The organism is Kitasatospora sp. NPDC127116 (assembly GCF_042677365.1).
Taxonomy (GTDB): Bacteria; Actinomycetota; Actinomycetes; order Streptomycetales; family Streptomycetaceae; genus Kitasatospora; species Kitasatospora lactacystinica.
On sequence record NZ_JBHXTL010000045.1, the window covers coordinates 44,504 to 62,054 of the forward strand.

Annotated in this window: 15 protein-coding genes; 4 read left to right on the forward strand and 11 right to left on the reverse strand. The window is 74.3% G+C overall.

What is annotated here, in order from left to right; all coding sequences use genetic code 11:
• Positions 1 to 221: 221 nt before the first annotated feature.
• Positions 222 to 689, forward strand: coding sequence for an RDD family protein (locus ACFVHV_RS19750; RefSeq protein WP_359896991.1), 468 nt, complete (start codon positions 222 to 224; stop codon positions 687 to 689).
• A gap of 164 nt (positions 690 to 853) precedes the next feature.
• Here the strand turns inward: ACFVHV_RS19750 and ACFVHV_RS19755 are convergent, their stop codons facing one another.
• The 7 genes from ACFVHV_RS19755 to ACFVHV_RS19785 all read right to left on the reverse strand — a co-directional run bounded on the left by ACFVHV_RS19755 (position 854) and on the right by ACFVHV_RS19785 (position 8,637).
• The gene (locus ACFVHV_RS19755; RefSeq protein ID WP_380352414.1) at positions 854 to 1,552 is read right to left on the reverse strand and encodes a DUF4191 domain-containing protein; all 699 of its coding nucleotides are present in this window, start codon (positions 1,550 to 1,552) and stop codon (positions 854 to 856) included.
• A gap of 192 nt (positions 1,553 to 1,744) precedes the next feature.
• Positions 1,745 to 1,939, reverse strand: coding sequence for a hypothetical protein (locus ACFVHV_RS19760; RefSeq protein ID WP_359896994.1), 195 nt, complete (start codon positions 1,937 to 1,939; stop codon positions 1,745 to 1,747).
• A 222-nt stretch (positions 1,940 to 2,161) separates the two neighbouring features.
• Entirely contained in the window at positions 2,162 to 3,115 is a 954-nt protein-coding gene (lipA, locus tag ACFVHV_RS19765; RefSeq protein ID WP_359896996.1) for a lipoyl synthase, read from the reverse strand.
• A 177-nt stretch (positions 3,116 to 3,292) separates the two neighbouring features.
• On the reverse strand, positions 3,293 to 4,063 hold the full coding sequence (lipB, locus tag ACFVHV_RS19770; RefSeq protein WP_380352416.1) for a lipoyl(octanoyl) transferase LipB: 771 nt from the start codon (positions 4,061 to 4,063) through the stop codon (positions 3,293 to 3,295).
• A 271-nt stretch (positions 4,064 to 4,334) separates the two neighbouring features.
• On the reverse strand, positions 4,335 to 6,245 hold the full coding sequence (locus ACFVHV_RS19775) for a GAF domain-containing protein (protein WP_359896998.1): 1,911 nt from the start codon (positions 6,243 to 6,245) through the stop codon (positions 4,335 to 4,337).
• A 67-nt stretch (positions 6,246 to 6,312) separates the two neighbouring features.
• Entirely contained in the window at positions 6,313 to 7,722 is a 1,410-nt protein-coding gene (locus ACFVHV_RS19780) for an MFS transporter (RefSeq protein ID WP_380352405.1), read from the reverse strand.
• A gap of 153 nt (positions 7,723 to 7,875) precedes the next feature.
• On the reverse strand, positions 7,876 to 8,637 hold the full coding sequence (locus ACFVHV_RS19785; protein ID WP_359897001.1) for a 3-hydroxybutyrate dehydrogenase: 762 nt from the start codon (positions 8,635 to 8,637) through the stop codon (positions 7,876 to 7,878).
• 368 nt (positions 8,638 to 9,005) lie between these two features.
• Here ACFVHV_RS19785 and ACFVHV_RS19790 point away from each other — a divergent pair, with 368 nt between their 5' ends.
• Positions 9,006 to 10,874, forward strand: coding sequence for a regulator (locus ACFVHV_RS19790; RefSeq protein ID WP_359897003.1), 1,869 nt, complete (start codon positions 9,006 to 9,008; stop codon positions 10,872 to 10,874).
• A 284-nt stretch (positions 10,875 to 11,158) separates the two neighbouring features.
• Here ACFVHV_RS19790 and ACFVHV_RS19795 read toward each other — a convergent pair whose 3' ends face one another.
• Together ACFVHV_RS19795 and ACFVHV_RS19800 are read right to left on the reverse strand one after the other, a co-directional pair.
• Positions 11,159 to 12,490 carry an FAD-dependent oxidoreductase gene (locus ACFVHV_RS19795; protein ID WP_359897005.1) on the reverse strand — a complete coding sequence of 444 codons (1,332 nt, stop codon included), beginning with the start codon at positions 12,488 to 12,490 and terminating at the stop codon, positions 11,159 to 11,161.
• Positions 12,491 to 13,020: 530 nt separating this feature from the next.
• The gene (locus ACFVHV_RS19800) at positions 13,021 to 13,926 is read right to left on the reverse strand and encodes a TIGR01777 family oxidoreductase (RefSeq protein WP_359897007.1); all 906 of its coding nucleotides are present in this window, start codon (positions 13,924 to 13,926) and stop codon (positions 13,021 to 13,023) included.
• Between the two features lie 83 nt (positions 13,927 to 14,009).
• On the opposite strand from ACFVHV_RS19800, the gene ACFVHV_RS19805 reads away from it, so the two are divergent.
• Together ACFVHV_RS19805 and ACFVHV_RS19810 are read left to right on the forward strand one after the other, a co-directional pair.
• A complete protein-coding gene (locus tag ACFVHV_RS19805; RefSeq protein ID WP_359897009.1) occupies positions 14,010 to 14,507 on the forward strand; it encodes a GNAT family N-acetyltransferase in 498 nt (165 codons plus the stop codon).
• A 186-nt stretch (positions 14,508 to 14,693) separates the two neighbouring features.
• Positions 14,694 to 15,791 (forward strand): DUF2510 domain-containing protein, encoded by a 1,098-nt coding sequence (locus tag ACFVHV_RS19810; protein ID WP_380352408.1) that lies wholly within the window; start codon positions 14,694 to 14,696, stop codon positions 15,789 to 15,791.
• Positions 15,792 to 15,797: 6 nt separating this feature from the next.
• Here ACFVHV_RS19810 and ACFVHV_RS19815 read toward each other — a convergent pair whose 3' ends face one another.
• On the reverse strand, positions 15,798 to 16,313 hold the full coding sequence (locus ACFVHV_RS19815) for a DUF4240 domain-containing protein (protein ID WP_359897012.1): 516 nt from the start codon (positions 16,311 to 16,313) through the stop codon (positions 15,798 to 15,800).
• A gap of 158 nt (positions 16,314 to 16,471) precedes the next feature.
• Positions 16,472 to 17,551: 2-oxoglutarate dehydrogenase, E2 component, dihydrolipoamide succinyltransferase (gene sucB / locus ACFVHV_RS19820; RefSeq protein ID WP_380352410.1), on the reverse strand; the 1,080-nt coding region annotated here is incomplete at its 5' end.

Consider the following 17,551-nt stretch of genomic DNA (forward strand, 5'->3'; position numbering starts at 1 on the left):
CGGTGACCCGCTCGTTTCCTAGATGTTAACCACGGCTGCCGGGTGGCTGGCAAAGATGTACGGGACGGTACAAATCGCCCTGCCCGGCTGGGCGCCCTCCCGCAAGTGGTCTGGACCACTTGGAAAGGTGCCGGAACGACGATTCACCCGGTCGGGGGTGATGCCCCGACCGGAGGGGAGCCGGTGGCGGCGTACGCCGTCAGCCCGGTTAGTGTGGATTCGTGGACACCAGAGAAGCGTTGGGATCGTGGATCGACGGCCCCCGGGCGGCCGCCGAGAAGATGGGTGCCGACTTCGGCCACCGCGGCGAGCGCCTCGGGCTGCCCAAGGAGGGCCCCGGCTCGATCGCCGGCCCCGGCCGCCGGATCGGCGCCCTGTTCGTGGACGGCTGGCTGGTCGCCCTGATCTCGTACGGGCTGATCGCCCGCGGCGACCAGGCCGAGGCCAACCTGTGGACCAGCCCGCTGTTCTTCCTGGTCGCGTCCCTGCTGCTGGCCACCACCGGCACGACGGTCGGCAAGCGGCTGTTCGGCCTCCGGGTGGTCCGGCTGGACGGCCGCCGCGCGACCATCCCGCAGGTCCTGCTGCGCACCCTGTTGCTCTGCCTGGTGGTGCCGCCGCTGGTCTGGGACCGCGACACCCGCGGCCTGCACGACAAGGCGGTCGGCACCGTCGAGGTCCGGATCTAGCCTCCGGTCGGGGTCGGGATCCAGCCTCCGGCCGAGATCCGGCCCCCGGCCCCGGCCCTGGTCGAGGCCGGGATGCACCCCCGACGCCGTACGAACGTCGGAACGGCCCCGCCGCGGAAGCTCCGCGGCGGGGCCGTTCTCGTGTCGTCAGGGGCGGGGGAGGATCAGCGGGCCTGGCCGCCCTTGGGCATCCGGGCGCCCTTCGGCATCGGACCCTTGGGGATCGGCGCCTTGGAGAGCAGGTCGCCCAGCGCGCGCAGGCGGTCGTTGGTCTCGGTGACCTGGGCGGCGGTGATGGCGCGGGGCAGGCGCATCAGGTGGATCTGGAGCTTCTTCAGCGGGATCTCGCCCTCGCCGTTGCCCACCACGATGTCGTGCACCGGCACGTCGCCGACCACACGGGCCATCTTCTTCTTCTCGGAGGCCAGCAGCTGGCGGACCCGGTTCGGGTTGCCCTCCCCGATCAGCGCGATGCCGGCCCGGCCCACGGCGCGGTAGACCGCGTCCTGGTTACGGGTGACCGCCACCGGGGTGCTGTTGGAGCTCCAGCCGCGCCGGATGTTGTTCAGCACCGCGGCGACTGCCCCCGGCTGCCCCTCCATCTGACCGAACGCGGCGCGCTCGGCCCGGCGCCCGAAGACGATCGCCATGGCCAGCACGGCCACGATGAAGCCCAGGATGCCCAGGTAAACGGGATGCTCGATCGCGAAGCCGATGGCGAGGAACACGCCGAAGGTCAGCAGGCCGACGCCGGCGATGATCAGGCCGATCTTGGTGTCGACCTTCTTGGTCATGGTGTACGCCAGGCGGATCTGCTTCAGTCGCCCGGGGTTCTCGGATGTTTCCCTCGCCATAACGCTCATGGTACGTGGCACGGGTACGGGATATCCAAGCCCGGGTACCCGTTCGCCCCAACCGTGACCCGTGTGCCCGCACGCCGTCGCACAGAGCGACGCCGGGGGGCCCTGCGACGTCGAAGCGTTATCGCCGATGGCGACGCCGATCCGTTGCCGCCGGAGCACTGCCGCCGACGCCGATGCGTCATCGCCGGAGCGCTACCGCCGGACCGGCCGCGGCTGTGCCGTCCGGGCCGCCGCGTCGTCGTGCCTGCGGTCCGCCGCGTACCGGCGGTTCTCGCACACCGCCGCCCACGCGTTGCGGCGCGCGTGCCGCTGGCCGGGAGCGAGCAGGACGCTCTCGGCGAACCGCAGCGCCACCCCCACCGACCGGATCCGCATCTGAACCCGCATGCCGAACAGCTCCTCTCGTGGCTGAGAAGAATCGAACGCTCACCAGGCGTCCAGAGTCCCCACCCCGTGTTACCAGCCCGTGACCAGCCAGTCAAAGCGTGGTGAAAACCGGAAGGGCGGAGCCGAAGCTCCGCCCTTCCCGTGGCTCGAACCGATCGGTGGACCGGGAGGCCGCCGTCGGACCGCCGTCACACGCGTGATCGGACCGCGATCAGACCGCGATCAGACCGCGGCCTGCGCGCGCCGCTCCAGCGCCTGCCGGTACAGCCGGCCGGCCCGGTACGAGGAACGCACCAGCGGGCCCGACATGACGCCGGCGAAGCCCAGCTCCTCGGCCTCCTCCTGGAGCTCGACGAACTCCTGCGGCTTCACCCAGCGCTCGACCGGGTGGTGGCGCAGCGAGGGGCGCAGGTACTGGGTGATGGTGATCAGCTCGCAGCCGGCGCCGACCAGGTCGGCCAGCGCCTGGCTGACCTCCTCGCGGGTCTCGCCCATGCCCAGGATCAGGTTGGACTTGGTCACCAGTCCGGCCGCACGCGCCTGGGTGATGACGTCCAGCGAGCGCTCGTAGCGGAACGCCGGGCGGATCCGCTTGAAGATCCGCGGCACGGTCTCGACGTTGTGCGCGAGCACCTCGGGGCGGGAGGAGAAGACCTCGGCCAGCTGCTCGGGCACCGCGTTGAAGTCGGGGATGAGCAGCTCGACGCCGGTGCGGCCGGCCTCGCGGGCGGCGGTCATCGCGTGCACCTGGCGCACGGTCTCGGCGTACAGCCAGGCGCCGCCGTCCTCCAGGTCGTCACGGGCGACGCCGGTGATGGTGGCGTAGTTGAGGTCCATCGTGACGATGGACTCGGCGACCCGGCGCGGCTCGTCGCGGTCGAACTCGGCGGGCTTGCCGGTGTCGATCTGGCAGAAGTCGCAGCGGCGGGTGCACTGGTCACCGCCGATGAGGAAGGTCGCCTCGCGGTCCTCCCAGCACTCGAAGATGTTGGGGCAGCCGGCCTCCTGGCAGACCGTGTGCAGCCCCTCCTTCTTCACCAGCGACTGGAGGGCGTTGTACTCCGGGCCCATCTTCGCGCGGGTCTTGATCCACTCGGGCTTCCGCTCGATGGGGGTCTCGCTGTTGCGGACCTCCAGGCGGAGCAGCTTCCTGCCGTCGGGCGCGACAGCGGACACGTGCGACTCCTAGAACTAGACGGGGTACCCCCAGGGTACGCCTGTGGTTGTACGGCCTTCGCCGGGCCTGCCGCCCTGCAATCGCAGGGCAACATGGCTACCGGTCGGTAGATTCCCAGCGGCCGCCGGCAGTTTCGGCGGCCGTCGGCGGAAGGTGCGTCGGCGCTGCCCGGCGGGTCAGTGGCCGAGGACCGGTTCCGGCAGCTCGGCGAGGACGTCCGCCAGGTGCCGTTCGACCACCGGCGCGGCCTCGGCGGCGGACAGTCCGCGCCGCAGCTCGCCGGTGAGCGAGGCGACGCCCGCGTCCCTGATGCCGCACGGCACGATCTTGTCGAACCAGGTCATGTCCGGGTCGCAGTTGAGCGCGAAACCGTGCATGGTCACCCCGCGGGCGACCCGCACGCCGATCGCGGCGAGCTTGCGGTCGTCACCGCGCTGGCCGGCGTTGGAGGGCGCGTACTCGGGGCCGGCCAGGCGCGGGTCGATGCCCAGCGGCAGGCCCATCCGCAGGGTCAGCCTGCCGATGTCCACCACCTGCGCCGGATCCACCACGGCGTCCGGGATGGACTCGCCCAGCACCCAGACGCCGCTGCGGCCCTCGACCCGGGTGGACCCGATGCCGAACTCGCCGGCGGTGCGGATCAGCGCCTCCTCCAGCCGGCGGACGTAGGCGATGACGTCGATCGGGTCGGGCAGCTTGACGATCGGGTAGCCGACCAGCTGGCCGGGGCCGTGCCAGGTGATCTCGCCGCCCCGGTTGACCTCGACCACCGGGGTGCCGTCCAGCGGCAGGTCGGCGGGGTTGGTGCGCTTGCCCATGGTGTACACCGACTGGTGCTCCAGGAGCAGCACGGTGTCGGGGATCTCGTCCGCGACCCGCAGCGCGTGCAGCCGCTGCTGCTCCTCCCAGGCCTCCTGGTAGGGCACGGTGCGCTCACCTATGCCCATGCGAACAAAACGCACGTTCTCGCTCACCGTTGCCGCTCCTTGCCGGGCGTTCGAGACCAACCTCGCCACTGTACGCCCAGCCCGGTCGAACCCCCTCGGCCGCCCATGAGCAGCGGACCTGCCGGGTCCGGCCGTCCTGCCGGGGTTGGTCGCCCGGCCCGGGGGCGGCGGTCGGCAGCGGCCCGGCCCCGGGACAGCGGTCGGCAGCGGTCGGCGGCGGCCCGGCCCGGGGCGGCAGCCCTCCCCGGGCGAGCCGTCGGCCTGTTCGGGCTCAGCCGCCCGCGAGCAGCTGCAGCCGCAGCGCGAGCTGGAGCTCCAGCGACCGCTCCGGCTGGTTCCAGTCCCGCCCGAGCAGCGCCTCGACCCGGTCCAGCCGCTGGACCACGGTGTTCACGTGGACGTGCAGCTCGTCCTTGGCCCGGGTCAGGCTGCCGCCGCAGTCGAAGTAGGCGCGCAGGGTGCGGACCAGCTCGGTGCCGCGCCGGGCGTCGTACGCGAGGAGCGGGCCGAGCGTCGCGCCGACGAAGCCGTCCACGTCGTGGCCGTCGCCGAGCAGCACGCCGAGGAAGCCGAGCGCCCGGGCCGAGGCGCCCTCCCCGGCGCGGCCGAGCACCCGCAGCGCCCGGAGGCAGCGCACGCCCTCGCCGTAGGAGGCGGCCAGCGCGGCCGGCCCGGCGGCCGGCCGGCCGGCGCCGACGGTGACCGGGAACCCGGCCAGCCGGGCCAGCCGTTCGGCGGCCTGCCGGGCGGTCTCCTCGGGGTCGTCGGTGCCGCCGCTCTCGACTGGCGCCAGCAGCACCACCGTCTCGGCGTGCTCGGCGCTGACGCCCCGGGAGCCGAACAGGTAGCGCCGGGCCGCACCGGCCAGCCGTGCCCGGTCGTCGGCCTTCCCGTCGGCGGGCTCCGCGACCAGCACCAGGTGCGGCCGGGCGAGGTCGACGCCGAGCCGGCGGCCGCGCGCGGTGAGCCCGCCCGGGTCCCGCTCGGGGGCGGTCAGCAGGTCGGTGAGCAGTTCGCCGCGGACCCGGTTCTCGGTTTCGGCGACCGAGCGGCGCAGCAGCAGGAGCAGCGCGGTGACGACGCTGGCCCGCTCGAACAGCCGCCGGTCGGCGTCGTCGAGGTCGGGCCGGCCGCGCAGCACCATGGTGCCGAGTGCGTCGTGTCCGGCCAGCACCGCGCAGACCCACTGCTCGCCGTGCCGTACGGACCGGCCCTCGGCGCGGGAGGCGGCGACCGCCTCGGCCAGTTCGGCGGCGGGTGCGGAGCGGCCGGCCAGCGGTTCGCCCTCGGCGTCCAGGACCGCTATCTCCCCGCCCAGCAGGGCGGCCACGGCGGCGGCGACGTCCGGCACCTCGGCGCCGCGCAGCACCAGGTCGGTGAGCCGGTCGTGCGCCTGCTCGGCGCGCTGCACGGCGGAGGAGTGGGCCCGGACCAGCTCGTTGGCTGCGTTCAGCTCGGCGAGCGCGGCCCGGGTGTCGGCCAGCGACTTGGCGGTGTCCAGGGCGATCGCGGCGTGCGCGGCCAGCGAGCAGAGCAGCGCGACCTCGTCGGGGGAGAAGGCACGCGGCGTGCGGTCGGCGGCGAACAGGACGCCGATGACCTGACCGCCGAGCAGCAGCGGCACCCCGATGATCGCCACCAGGCCCTCGTCCAGCACACCGGCGTCGATCGTGCCGGTGTGGTGGAAGCGTTCGTCGGTGCGGTAGTCGGGGGTGGCGTACGGGCGGGCGGTCTGGGCGACCAGCCCGCCCAGGCCGTCGCCGAGGCTGAGCCGCAGGGTCTGGAACAGGACGGAGACCGAGCCGTCGGTGACCCGCATGTAGGTGTCGCCGGCGCCCTCGTCCGGCAGGGTCAGGTACGCGGTGTCGGTGCCGAGCAGCATCCGGGCCCGGCGGACGATCGCCTGGAGCACGGCGTCCAGGTCCCGGGAGGCGGCGAGGTCCCCGGCGGTGTCGAACAGGGCCGTCAACTCGGCTTCGCGCCGCCGGTGTTGACGCAGGGTGCGGTGGACGCGCAGGGCCTGCCAGGTGGCGTCGTCGATCTCGGCGAGGACGGCGGCCGGCGCCCCGCGGCGGCGGGCGTCGGCCAGCACGTCGGCGAAGTCCTCGGTGGCGGCTCCGGAGGCGAGCAGGTCGAGCAGCCGCCGCAGCGCGGGCGCGGCGTTTTCGTGAGGGTGGTTCATGGTGCGTGCTGCCAATCGGCGTCGGTTCCGTCGGTTCCGAGAAACCGTGATCGTATCGGCTCGCCCCTCAGGCGACGGCGGGCTTTTCGGCCGAGGCGGTGCCCGGCTCCCGGCCGTCCCGGCCGTCCCGGCCGTCCCGGTTGTCCCGTCCCTCGACGTCCATGAGGTCCTGCCCCCTGGTCTCCCGGCCGCACAGCACCGCCAGCACGGTGATCGCCGCCGCGATGGCGACGTACACCGCGATGGGCGTGGAGCTGCCGTAGTCCTTGAGCAGCGCGGTGGCGATCAGCGGCGCCGGGGCGCCGGCCGCCACCGAGGAGAACTGGGCGCCGATCGAGGCGCCCGAGTACCGCATCCGGGTCGCGAACAGCTCGGAGAAGAAGGCCGCCTGGGGCGCGTACATGGCGCTGTGGAAGACCAGGCCGACGGTCACGGCGGTGACCAGCGAGCCGAAGGACTTCGTGTCGACCATCCCGAAGAACACGAAGGCCCAGGCGCCCACCCCGACCGCGCCCACCAGGTACACCGGCCTGCGCCCGACCCGGTCGGACAGCGCGCCGAACAGCGGGATCAGCGCGAACTGGATCGCGGAGGCGATCAGGACGGCGTTCAGCGCGGTCTGCTTGGAGAAGTGGGCGTGGGTGACGGCGTAGGTGAGCACGAACGTGGTCATCACGTAGTAGGAGATGTTCTCCGCCATCCGCGCGCCCATGGCCACCAGCACCTCCCGCCAGTGGTCCCGCAACACCTCCACCAGCGGCAGCCGTTCGGCCGTGTTCCGCTCCTCCTGGCGCTTGTGCTGCGCCGCCAGCGCCTCCTTGAACAGCGGCGACTCGTCCACCGCGAGCCGGATCCACATCCCGACCACGACCAGCACCGCCGACAGCAGGAACGGCACCCGCCAGCCCCACGCCAGGAACGCCGCGTCCGACTGCACCGCCGTCATCAGCGACAGCACCCCGGCCGCCAGCAGGTTCCCGGCCGGCGCCCCGCCCTGCGGCCAGGACGCCCAGAACCCGCGCCGCCGCTGGTCCCCGTGCTCCGACACCAGCAGCACGGCGCCACCCCACTCGCCGCCGAGTGCGAAGCCCTGCACCAGCCGCAGCACCGTCAGCAGCACCGGCGCCGCGACCCCGATCGAGTCGTACGTCGGCAGCAGCCCGATCGCCGTGGTCGACCCGCCCATCAGCAGCAGGCTCACCACCAGCAGCTTCTTCCGTCCCACCCGGTCCCCGAAGTGACCGAACACCAGCGCCCCGAGCGGCCGTGCCGCGAACCCGATCGCGTAGGTCAGGAAGGACAGCAGCGTCCCGGTCAGCGGATCGCTGTGCGGGAAGAACAGCTTCCCGAACACCAGCGCCGCCGCCGTTCCGTACAAGAAGTAGTCGTACCACTCGATGGTCGTGCCGATCAGGCTCGCAGCCACCACTCTCGGGAGTGAACTGCTCGCCGCCGTACCTCGTGCGGAGGTGCTCATGGCCACCACTTCCAGAACCAGGGGGGAGACGATGTCGCCACAAGGTAGGAAGCACCCGACCCCGGGACTATGTGGACGGCCCACACAGTCCCGGGGTCGAATGTGCCTTCCTGTCCTATGAGAGGGGAGGCCTGACCGCCGGGCGCTCCCCGCTCAGTGGGCGGTCCAGCCGCCGTCGACGGGGAGGCTGGCGCCGGTGATGTAGGAGGCGGTGGGGGAGCAGAGCCAGAGGGCGAGTTGGGCGACCTCGTCGGGTTCGATGAGGCGCTTCACGGCGGTGCGGTCGAGCATGATCCGCTCGACCACCTCGTCCTCGGGGATGCCGTGGGCGAGCGCCTGGGCGGCGATCTGCTTCTCCACCAGGGGAGTCCGGACGTAGCCCGGGTTGATGCAGTTGCTGGTGACGCCGTACGGCGCGCCCTCCAGGGCGACGGTCTTGCTGAGGCCCTCCAGCGCGTGCTTCGCGGTGACGTACGCGGACTTGAAGGCGCTGGCGCGCAGGCCGTGGACGGAGGAGACGTTGACGACCCGGCCCCACTCCTGCTCGTACATGTGGGGCAGGGTGCGGCGCAGGATGCGGAACGGGGCCTCGACCATGACGCGCTGGATGAGCGTGAAGCGGTCGGGCGGGAACTCGTGCACGGGCGCGACGTGTTGGAGGCCGGCGTTGTTGACGACGATGTCGGCGTCGTCCGGCAGGGCGTCCACGGCCCCGGGGTCGGCGAGGTCGGCGACGATCGCGCGGCCGCCGATCCGCTCGGCGAGTTCCTCGGCCGGGCCGGCCGCGAGGTCGACGACGTAGACCCGGGCGCCGGCCCCGGCGAAGGCCTCGGCGCAGGCCCGGCCGATGCCCGAGGCGGCCCCGGTGACCATGGCCGTGCGGCCGGCGAGCGGGCGGGCAGTAGAGGTGTCCATGGCCGAGAACGGTAGGAATCCGGCGGCCCCGCTCCCATGTGGCGGAACGCCACAGCAGTCCGTTGGGCTGTGGTGCTGTCCGCCATGACACCGGAGCGGGGTCCGAACGGTGGATCGACCCTCGGAGAGGCCCTCGGAGAGGCCCTCGGAACGGCCGGTGGTTCGACCCCGGACGACCAAACCCGAGATGGCCCCGCTTCCCCGAAATGGGCGCGGTTGCTTCACCCGTTCGGTGGATTGCTCGGTCAGATCCACCCATAGCGCCCGAATGCTCGCTACATTCACGCCGATTCCCGACAGGGGGCGCCGCCCCGGGCCGCCGAAGTGCTGGTGAAGCCCGGTGCGACGTCCGAGAGGTGTTGACAGACATGCCCCAACGGCCTGCAACCGACAGCCCGGCGTACGGACCGCTCGACCCGCTCGGCCAGCACCGAGGGACGGTCGGCCGGACCCTTCCGGACGCCCCCGACGCCCTGACCGCCGACACGCTGACCGCCGACGCCCCGGACGCCGAGGACCGGCGGCTGCCGGTGCAGGCCACACCCGACCGGCACGAGAACCCCGCCGCGCCCGTGCCCGGCCCTCCCCGCGGCCCCGGCCACTCCGGCCCGGCCCCGCAGAACGGCCAGCTCGCGGCGCTGATCGAGGAGGCCGGCTTCTCGCACGCGGGCCTCGCCCGCCGGGTCGACCAGCTCGGCCTGGAGCACGGCCTGGACCTGCGCTACGACAAGACCTCGGTCACCCGCTGGCTGCGCGGCCAGCAGCCGCGCGGGGCCACCCCGGCGCTGATCGCCGAGGTCTTCACCCGCCGCCTCGGCCGCCGCCTCACCGCCCAGGACCTCGGCCTGGACGCCTGCGCCCCGGTCTACGCCGGCCTGGAGTTCGCCGAGACGCCGCAGGAGGCGGTGGACATCGTGGCGAGCATGTGGCGCAAGGACAACGGCCCGCAGTCCGAGCTGCGCCGGATCGCCTTCACCCCGGCCGGCCTGGTCGTCCCCAGCCGGGACTGGCTGATCGGCCGCACCGACGAGCGGGTCGCCCGGGACGGCTCCACCCTGACCCGCTCGGACGCCGCCGCCGGCCCGCCGTCCGGCAGCGCCACCTCCGCGGCCATCACCGGCGCCCCGGCGCCGGGCGCGCCCGGCGCGTCCCCCGGGAGCCCGGCACGCGGCCCCGCCCCCGGCGTCCCCGGGGCCCCCACCGCCCGCAGCACGGCCGGGACCACCGGCACCGCCCCCACCATCGGCCGGGTGCCGATCCAGAGCCGCCGGCCGCCGGTCGCCGTCGAACCGCCGTACACCGACCCGGCCCGCGAGTCCCGCCCCACCCTGCGGGTCGGCCGCGGCGACATCGCCGCCATCCGCGCCGTCGGCGACCTCTTCCGCGCGCTCGACCACGCCTACGGCGGCGGCCACGCCCGCCAGGCGCTGGTCCGCTACCTGGAGAGCGAGGCCGAGCCGATGCTGCGCGGCCGCTACGGGGAACAGATCGGCCGGGCCCTGTTCGGCGCGGTCGCCGACCTCACCAGGCTGGCCGGCTGGACGTCCTTCGACATCGCCGCGCACGGCCTCGCCCAGCGCTACTTCGTCCAGGCGCTGCGCCTCTCCCAGGCCGCCGGGGACCGCGCGCTCGGCGGCTACGTGCTGGTGACGATGAGCCAGCAGGCCGTCCACCTGGGCCACGGCCGGGAGGCGGTCCAGCTCGCCCGGGTCGCCCAGCAGGGCGTGGGCACCGCCGTGCCGCCGGTCGTCCAGTCGCTGATGCACGCCGCCGAGGCGCGCGGGCACGGGCTGCTGGGCGACGTCCGGTCCTGCACCACCGCCCTGGTGCGCGCCGAGCGCTCCCTGGCGGCGGCCCGGACGGGCGACGAACTGCCCTCCTGGGCGCGGTACTTCGACGAGGCCCAGCTCTCCGACGAGTTCGCCCACTGCTACCGCGACCTCCAGCAGTGGCGGACGGCCGCGCAGCACGCCGAGAAGTCGCTGCGGCTGCGCTCGCCCGCCTACGCCCGCAGCCGGATCTTCTGCCGTCTGGTGCTGGCCACCGCCCGGCTCGGCATGGGGGACCTCGACGAGGCCTGCACCATGGCCACCGACGCGCTGCGGGCGGCGGGGGAGATGCGCTCGGCCCGCTCGCTGGAGTACGTCCGGGACTTCCACCGCCGCCTCACCCCCTACCGCGGCAGCCCGGTGGCCCGCGCCTTCGAGGAGACGGCCCGGCAGGCGGGGGTGATCTGACCGAAGGGCGGGTGGGGCCCGCCCCACGCACCCGGCGCACGGAGGTCCGGGCCCAGCGGCCCCGGCCCGGACCTCCGGCCGTTCCGCGGCGGCCGTCACCGGCGCGGAGCGGCCCGCGGACGGGCGGGAACGGCCGGGAACGGCCGGGAACGGCGGCAGGAACACGGGCACCGGCCACGCGGTGCCCGTCGTTCCGGCGGGGCGCCGCGACGCCCGCCGAGGCCGAGGAGCCGGCCGATGCCGCTCGCCGTGCCCGCGCCTGTGCCCGGGCGCGGGCCCGGTCGTCAGGCCGCCGCCTCCGCCTCCCGGGCGTCGGCGGGGACACCGAGGTCGCCCAGCACCGCCTGTGCCGCCCGCCGCCCGGAGACCAGCGCGCCCTGCACGGTGCTGGTGTCCCGGTGGTCCCCGGCGACGTACAGCCCCGCCAGCAGCCGCACCGGGCGGCGGGGGTTGTGCGGCGGCGGCATCGCGGGCAGCGCGTCCGGGACGTGCCGCACGCCGAGGAACTGCCAGCCCGACGTCGAGCCGCCGTACAGCTCGGCCAGCCGGGTCCGGACGGCCGGCTCCAGACCGGCCGGGCCGCCCACGTCGAAGGCGCGCCGCCCGAGCACGGTGGTGGCGATCAGCGACTGGCCGGCCGGGGCGTAGGACGGGTGCAGCTCGCTGAGCACCAGTGAGTGCGAGACCAGCGGCGGGTGCCCGTTCGGCCGGTCGCCGTCGAGCAGCAGGACGGCCTCGCCCAGCGGGGCGGCGTCGGCGGCGTGGTAGAAGGTCGTGACGGGGTGGAAGTCCGGTAGCCGCAGCCCGGGCAGCAGTTCGGCGGCGGAGCGGGCGTCGGTGGCGACGATGACGGCCTGGGCGCCGATCCGCCCGTGCGCGGCGGTCTCCACGCCGTCCGCGGCGATCGAGGTGACCCGCACCCGGGTGCGGACGGTGCCGGCGGGGAGGGCGGCGGCCAGTTGGGCCGGTACCGCCGCGATCCCGGCGGCGGGCAGACAGAGCCGCCCGCGCGCGTACGAGCGCAGCACCAGGTCGGCGACCCGGCTGCTGGTCCCGAGCGCCGGATCGGAGAGCAGGGCGCTGAGCAGCGGTCGCAGGAAGCCGTCCACGGTGCGCTGGGCCAGGCCGTGGCCGGTCAGTGCGCGGGCGGCGGTGGTCTCCGGACGGGCCTGGAGCCGGCCGACCGGGGTGGCGGCGAGCCGGCCGAGCCGGCCCGCCAGCCGGGCCTTGTCCAGCGGGCTGCCGAGCGGGGACCGGGCGGCGGCCTGCCGGGCGACGGTGAGCTGGGGGTCCCCGGCGCGGTACCGGCGGCCGGCGCTGTGCACCAGCACGCCGGGCGCGAGCGGGCGCAGGTCGAGGCGGTCGAGGTCGAGCGTGCGGCGCAGCTCGGGGAAGGCGGTGTTCAACAGGTGACTGCCGTCGTCGAGCCGGAATCCGTCCTGTTCGCGGGTGGCCATCCGGCCACCGATCCGGTCGGTGGTCTCCAGGACCTGAACGGTGAGGCCGTGGCCGGTGAGCGCGCGGGCGGCGGCCAGGCCCGCGAGTCCGGCGCCGACCACGACGACGTCCGGGTCGGACGGCCGGCGGGCGCGGCGGGTGAAGTCGTACGTGGGCACTGGGGTGCTCCCTCCCTGGTCCCGGGGCTCCGGCCGACGCAGGCAGCGGGGTGCCGGGACACGGTCCGTGGAGGGTGATGCCCAGTCAGTGTGAGCATCAGACAAGCGCATCGGGCCGGATCCGAAGGCCGCGGAGGGTCCTGAGGCATCGGGCGGGGGAGTGGTCACGGACAGTGCGCCGTGGTGGCCGGGTTCGGGGGTCGGTGGGCGCGTACGGTCACCGGGGGCGTGCGACGCGCCCACCATGTGCTCCCGTGCGCCCCCTCCTCGGGCCCCCTCGGGCCCCGCTCGGCATATGCCGCTGGCCAGGGCGGATACCGTCGTCGGAGTACGTACGGGCTTCGCGCGACCCGCGCGCCCGCCTACCCTCCCGGCGCGCGCAGCCACCCCGCGCGCCCGCCGCCCAGCACCCGCCCCAGGGGCCGCACCGACCCGCGCACCCGCCCCGCCGACCGCACCCGCCTCGCCGGCCAGCACCCGGCACCCGGCACCCGCTCCGCGCGTGCCCCTGACGCCGCCCCGCGCACCCGTCACATCGCGGCGAGCACCGCCGAGTACACGTCCGGGTGGGTGAAGCGGAAGCCCGCGTCCAGCAGCCGTCGCGGCACCACCCGGTGGCTGCCGACCACCTCGATCGCCAGCTCGCCCAGTACCGCCTTGAGCACCGCCTCCGGCACCGGGAACGGCGTCGGCCGCCGCAGCGCCCGGCCCAGCGCGGTGGTCAGCTCGGCGTTGGTCGCCGGGTTCGGAGCGGTGAGGTTGAAGGCGCCGGAGAGGTCGTCGTGGTCGATCAGGAACCGCAGCGCGGCCACCTCGTCGTGCAGCGAGATGAAGCTCCAGTACTGCCGCCCGTCGCCGAGCCGCCCGCCGAGACCCAGCTTGAACAGCGGGAACAGCCGCCCGCCCGCCCCGCCGGCCGCGGACAGCACCATGCCGGTGCGCGGGTGGACGACCCGGATCCCGGCCCGCTCGGCCGGCCGGGCGGCGTCCTCCCACTCCCGGCAGACCTCGGCCAGGAAGTCGTCGCCGGCGGGGGAGTCCTCGTCGATCACCCGGTCGCCGGTCTGCCCGTACCAGCCGACCGCGGAGGCGCTCACCAGGACCTGCGGCGGCTCCTTGAGCCCGGCCAGGGCGACGGCCAGCGTCTCGGTGCCGTACACCCGGCTCTCCCGGATCTCCCGCTTGTAGGAGTCCGTCCAGCGGCGGTCGCCGACCCCGGCGCCGGCCAGGTGCACCACGGCCTGAACCCCGGTCAGTCCGTCCCGTTCGACCTCGCCGAGCAGCGGGTTCCAGCCGATCGCGGTGCTGCCGTCCGGCCGTGGGCCGGTCTTCGAGCGGTGCCGGACCAGCCGGACCACCTCGTGGCCGTCCGCCAGCAGGGAGCGGACGAGCGCCGAACCGATCAAACCCGTGGAACCCGTGACAGCGATGCGCATGCGCCCATCCTCGCAGCTCCCGCGCGCTCCCGCGGTGTTCCCGACCGGCCGTCACCTCCGCATGCGCCGTTAGCATGACGCGCATGCCTGACGACGATCTGATCATCCGTACGGCGCGGAGCGAGGACGAGCGCGAACTCGCCGTCCTCAACCACGCGGCCTGGTCCGTCCTGTCCGACGTCTCCCCGCAACCGCCCGTCGAGGACCCGCTCTTCGACGAGCGGCACGCCCCCGAGCACTACCTGCTGGCCGTGCTGGACGGCCGGATCGTCGGTTACATCCGGCAGGTCCCGGCCACCCGGCTGGCGAGCAACCGGCACGTGCGGCAGATCCAGGGCCTGGCCGTCGACGGCACCGTCCGCGGCCGGGGCATCGGCCGCCGACTGGTCGACGCGGCCTGTGCGGCGGCCCGGGCCGAGGGCGCCCGCAAGATGAGCCTGCGGGTGCTCGGCTGGAACGCTCCGGCCCGCCGCCTCTACGAGAGCTGCGGCTTCGTCGTCGAGGGCTCGCTGGCCGAGGAGTTCCTGATCGACGGCCGGTACGTGGACGACATCTGGATGGCCCGCGGCCTGGCCGACTGAGCGGCAGGGCACCCGCGCCCGCGCCGCCCGCACCCGCGCCGCCCTGCCCGCACCTTCCCGTCCCGCCCGCGCGCCGGCCGTTCGAACAGGCTTGCCGCCAAGGGAGGTTGGCCGTTCGCCGGGCGGTGCAGAGTCGTGACGGTCCCGACCTGTCTGGAGCGCCGCCGTGCCGGGTACCGTACGCCCGTGAGCAACTCGACGCCTCCCGGGTGGTACCCGGTCCCGGGTGCGGACGGCACCCCCGGTCACGAGCGCTGGTGGGACGGCAACGCCTGGACGGCCGAGGTCCGACCGCTCCAGGGCGGCGTCGCGGGCGGGCTCGCCGACGCCCCCACCCAGACCGGGTCGCCGTCCGACCGGAAGCCCGGCTACGGGTACCCGGGCGGCCCGGCGGCCCCGACCTACGGTTACCCGGGCCAGGACGCCCACCAGGCACCCGCCTACGGCTACCCCGGCCAGGACGCGTACCAGGCCCAGGCCCAGGCCCAGGGCGGTTACCCGCCCCAGGGCCCCGGCTACGGCCCCGGTTACGGCTACCCGGGCCCGGGCTACCCGCCGCCGGCCGGCCCGGCCCGGCCGAAGACCGGTCTGATCATCGGCATCGCGGTCGCCGTGCTGGCGGTGGCCGGGATCGTCGCCGGGGTCGTCTTCAACAGCGGCGGCGACCACCGGGCGGACCCGACCCCGGACCCCACGGTCACCGCGCCCCGGAGCAGCAGCCCCACGCCGAGCCCCAGCCCCACCGCGCCCACCAGCAGCCCCGCGGCGCCCAAGCCCCTGCCGGCGGTCAAGAGCACCGTCCCCGACCCGGAGCACGCGATCACCGTGCCGGTCCTCGACGGCTGGGTGGTGTCCGACAACCCGCCGCACTCGACCGTCTACCTCGGCACCGACCGCTACACCTGCCCCGACGGCAGCTCCTGCATCCGCGGCCAGTTCTCGGTCGAGAAGGACATCGTCCAGGGCACCACGCCCAAGGCCGCCGCCGACGCCCAGATGCCCTCCTACGCCGGGCAGGTCTTCTCCGGCGTCAGCTCGCACACCGACGCCGGCTCCGGGTACATCAGCGTGGCCGGAGTGCTCGGCTACGCCACCCGCTGGCACATCCGCACCACGGACGGCACCCAGGGCTACGTCCTGCTGGCCGCCCTCCCGGCCAAGGGCGGTGGCTACGTGGTCATGGAGGGCGGCGTGGACGACAGTCCGGCCGCGCCGGACTTCGCGGTGCTGGACCAGATCCTCAAGGGCATCAAGCAGGACAGCTCCTCCGGCAGCAGCACCTGACCGCCCTCAGTCCCCGTACCGCTCCCAGAGCTTGGGGAAGCGCTTCGCCATGACGTCCGGATCGTCGAAGTCCAGCACCGGCCCGGCCGGCCGCTCGGGCTGCCGCACGCCCACCTCGGGCAGCGGCAGCCCGGTCAGCCGCTCGTACGCCTCGTCGGCGGCGTAGCCGAGGTCCTCGGCCTCGCCGTCCTCCTCCTCGTCGAACTCGGGCAGCAGGTCCGCCAGGTCGTCCGGATCGGTGAGCCCGCCCTCGAAGACCTCCCGGCCCTGGCCGATCAGCCAGGACCGGAAGTAGTCGAAGGTGTCGTCGGAGGCGCCGTCGAGCATCAGGTAGGCCGCGCCCCACAGGTCGTGGCGGTAGGCGCGCTGGAACCGCGCCTGGAACAGCCGGGCGAAGTCGATCACATCGTCCGGGGTCAGCTGGAGGAGCCGTTCCACCAGGAGGTCTGCCTGCTCGTCGGGGTCGCCGTCGGCGTCGTCCCGGGTGTCGTCGATGATCTGCCAGAAGTCCGTCTCGTCCATCACCGCTCCAGCATCCCCGTTCCGCCGCGTCCGTGCATGCCGCGACTCGGCGCGACTCCGGGACTCGGCGTGTCCGGGGGCCGGGAACGGCGGAACCCCGCGCCGTCCGGGGACGACGCGGGGTTCCGTGCGCGGGGTTCCGCGGGGACCTGGTGGGGTCAGAGGCCGAGCTCGACCTCGAACTCGCCGGCCTCCAGGATCTCCTTGACCGCGACCAGGTAGCGGGCGGCGTCGGCGCCGTCCACCAGGCGGTGGTCGTAGGAGAGCGACAGGTAGGTCATGTCGCGGATGCCGATGGCGGTGCCGCCGTCGGCCTCGATGACCACCGGGCGCTTGACGGTGGCACCGATGCCCAGGATGGCGACCTGGTTCGGCGGCACGATCACGGTGTCGAACAGCGCACCGCGGGAGCCGGTGTTGCTGATGGTGAAGGTGGCGCCGGACAGCTCGTCCGGGGTGATCTTGCTGTCGCGGACCTTGGTGGCCAGCTCGGCGGTCTTCTTCGAGATGCCGGCGATGTTGAGGTCGCCCGCACCCTTGATGACCGGGGTCATCAGACCCTTCTCGGAGTCCACCGCGATACCGATGTTCTCGGTGTCGAAGTAGGTGACCGTGCCCTCGGCGTCGTTGATCCGGGCGTTGACGACCGCGTGGACCTTCAGCGCCTGGGCGGCGGCCTTGACGAAGAACGGCATCGGGGAGAGCTTGACGCCCTCGCGGGCCAGGAAGCCCTCCTTGGCCTTGGCGCGCAGCGACATGATCTTGGTGACGTCCACCTCGACCACGCTGGTCAGCTGGGCCTGCTCGTGCAGGGCCTTCAGCATGTTGTCGCCGATGACCTTGCGCATGCGGGTCATCTTGACCGTCTGGCCGCGCAGGGCGGATGGCGAGGCGGCGGCCTTCGGCGCGGGGGCCGGGGCGGCAGCGGCGACCGGGGCCGGAGCGGCCTTGGCGGCCTCCGCGGCGGCGATGACGTCCTGCTTGCGGATGCGGCCGCCGACGCCGGTGCCGGCGACGGAGGCCAGCGCGACACCGTGCTCGGCGGCGAGCTTGCGCACCAGCGGGGTCACGTAGGCGTCACCGCTGTCGGCCACCGGAGCGGCCGGGGCGGCAACCGGAGCCGGAGCAGCAACCGGAGCCGGAGCGGCAACGGGCGCCGGGGCGGCGACCGGGGCCGGCGCCGGGGCGGCCGGGGCAGCGGCGACCGGCGCCGGGGCGGCAACCGGAGCGGCCGGAGC

What these genes read in the sequence shown, in the direction of transcription:
- lipB (WP_380352416.1), bottom strand. Translation starts at nt 4,063, where the DNA reads ATGGGCATAGGTGAGCGCACCGTGCCCTACCAGGAGGCCTGGGAGGAG.
- ACFVHV_RS19760 (WP_359896994.1), bottom strand. Translation starts at nt 1,939, where the DNA reads ATGCGGGTTCAGATGCGGATCCGGTCGGTGGGGGTGGCGCTGCGGTTC.
- ACFVHV_RS19790 (WP_359897003.1), top strand. Translation starts at nt 9,006, where the DNA reads ATGCCCCAACGGCCTGCAACCGACAGCCCGGCGTACGGACCGCTCGAC.
- ACFVHV_RS19780 (WP_380352405.1), bottom strand. Translation starts at nt 7,722, where the DNA reads ATGAGCACCTCCGCACGAGGTACGGCGGCGAGCAGTTCACTCCCGAGA.
- ACFVHV_RS19800 (WP_359897007.1), bottom strand. Translation starts at nt 13,926, where the DNA reads ATGCGCATCGCTGTCACGGGTTCCACGGGTTTGATCGGTTCGGCGCTC.
- ACFVHV_RS19775 (WP_359896998.1), bottom strand. Translation starts at nt 6,245, where the DNA reads ATGAACCACCCTCACGAAAACGCCGCGCCCGCGCTGCGGCGGCTGCTC.
- ACFVHV_RS19755 (WP_380352414.1), bottom strand. Translation starts at nt 1,552, where the DNA reads ATGAGCGTTATGGCGAGGGAAACATCCGAGAACCCCGGGCGACTGAAG.
- ACFVHV_RS19805 (WP_359897009.1), top strand. Translation starts at nt 14,010, where the DNA reads ATGCCTGACGACGATCTGATCATCCGTACGGCGCGGAGCGAGGACGAG.
- ACFVHV_RS19815 (WP_359897012.1), bottom strand. Translation starts at nt 16,313, where the DNA reads ATGGACGAGACGGACTTCTGGCAGATCATCGACGACACCCGGGACGAC.
- ACFVHV_RS19785 (WP_359897001.1), bottom strand. Translation starts at nt 8,637, where the DNA reads ATGGACACCTCTACTGCCCGCCCGCTCGCCGGCCGCACGGCCATGGTC.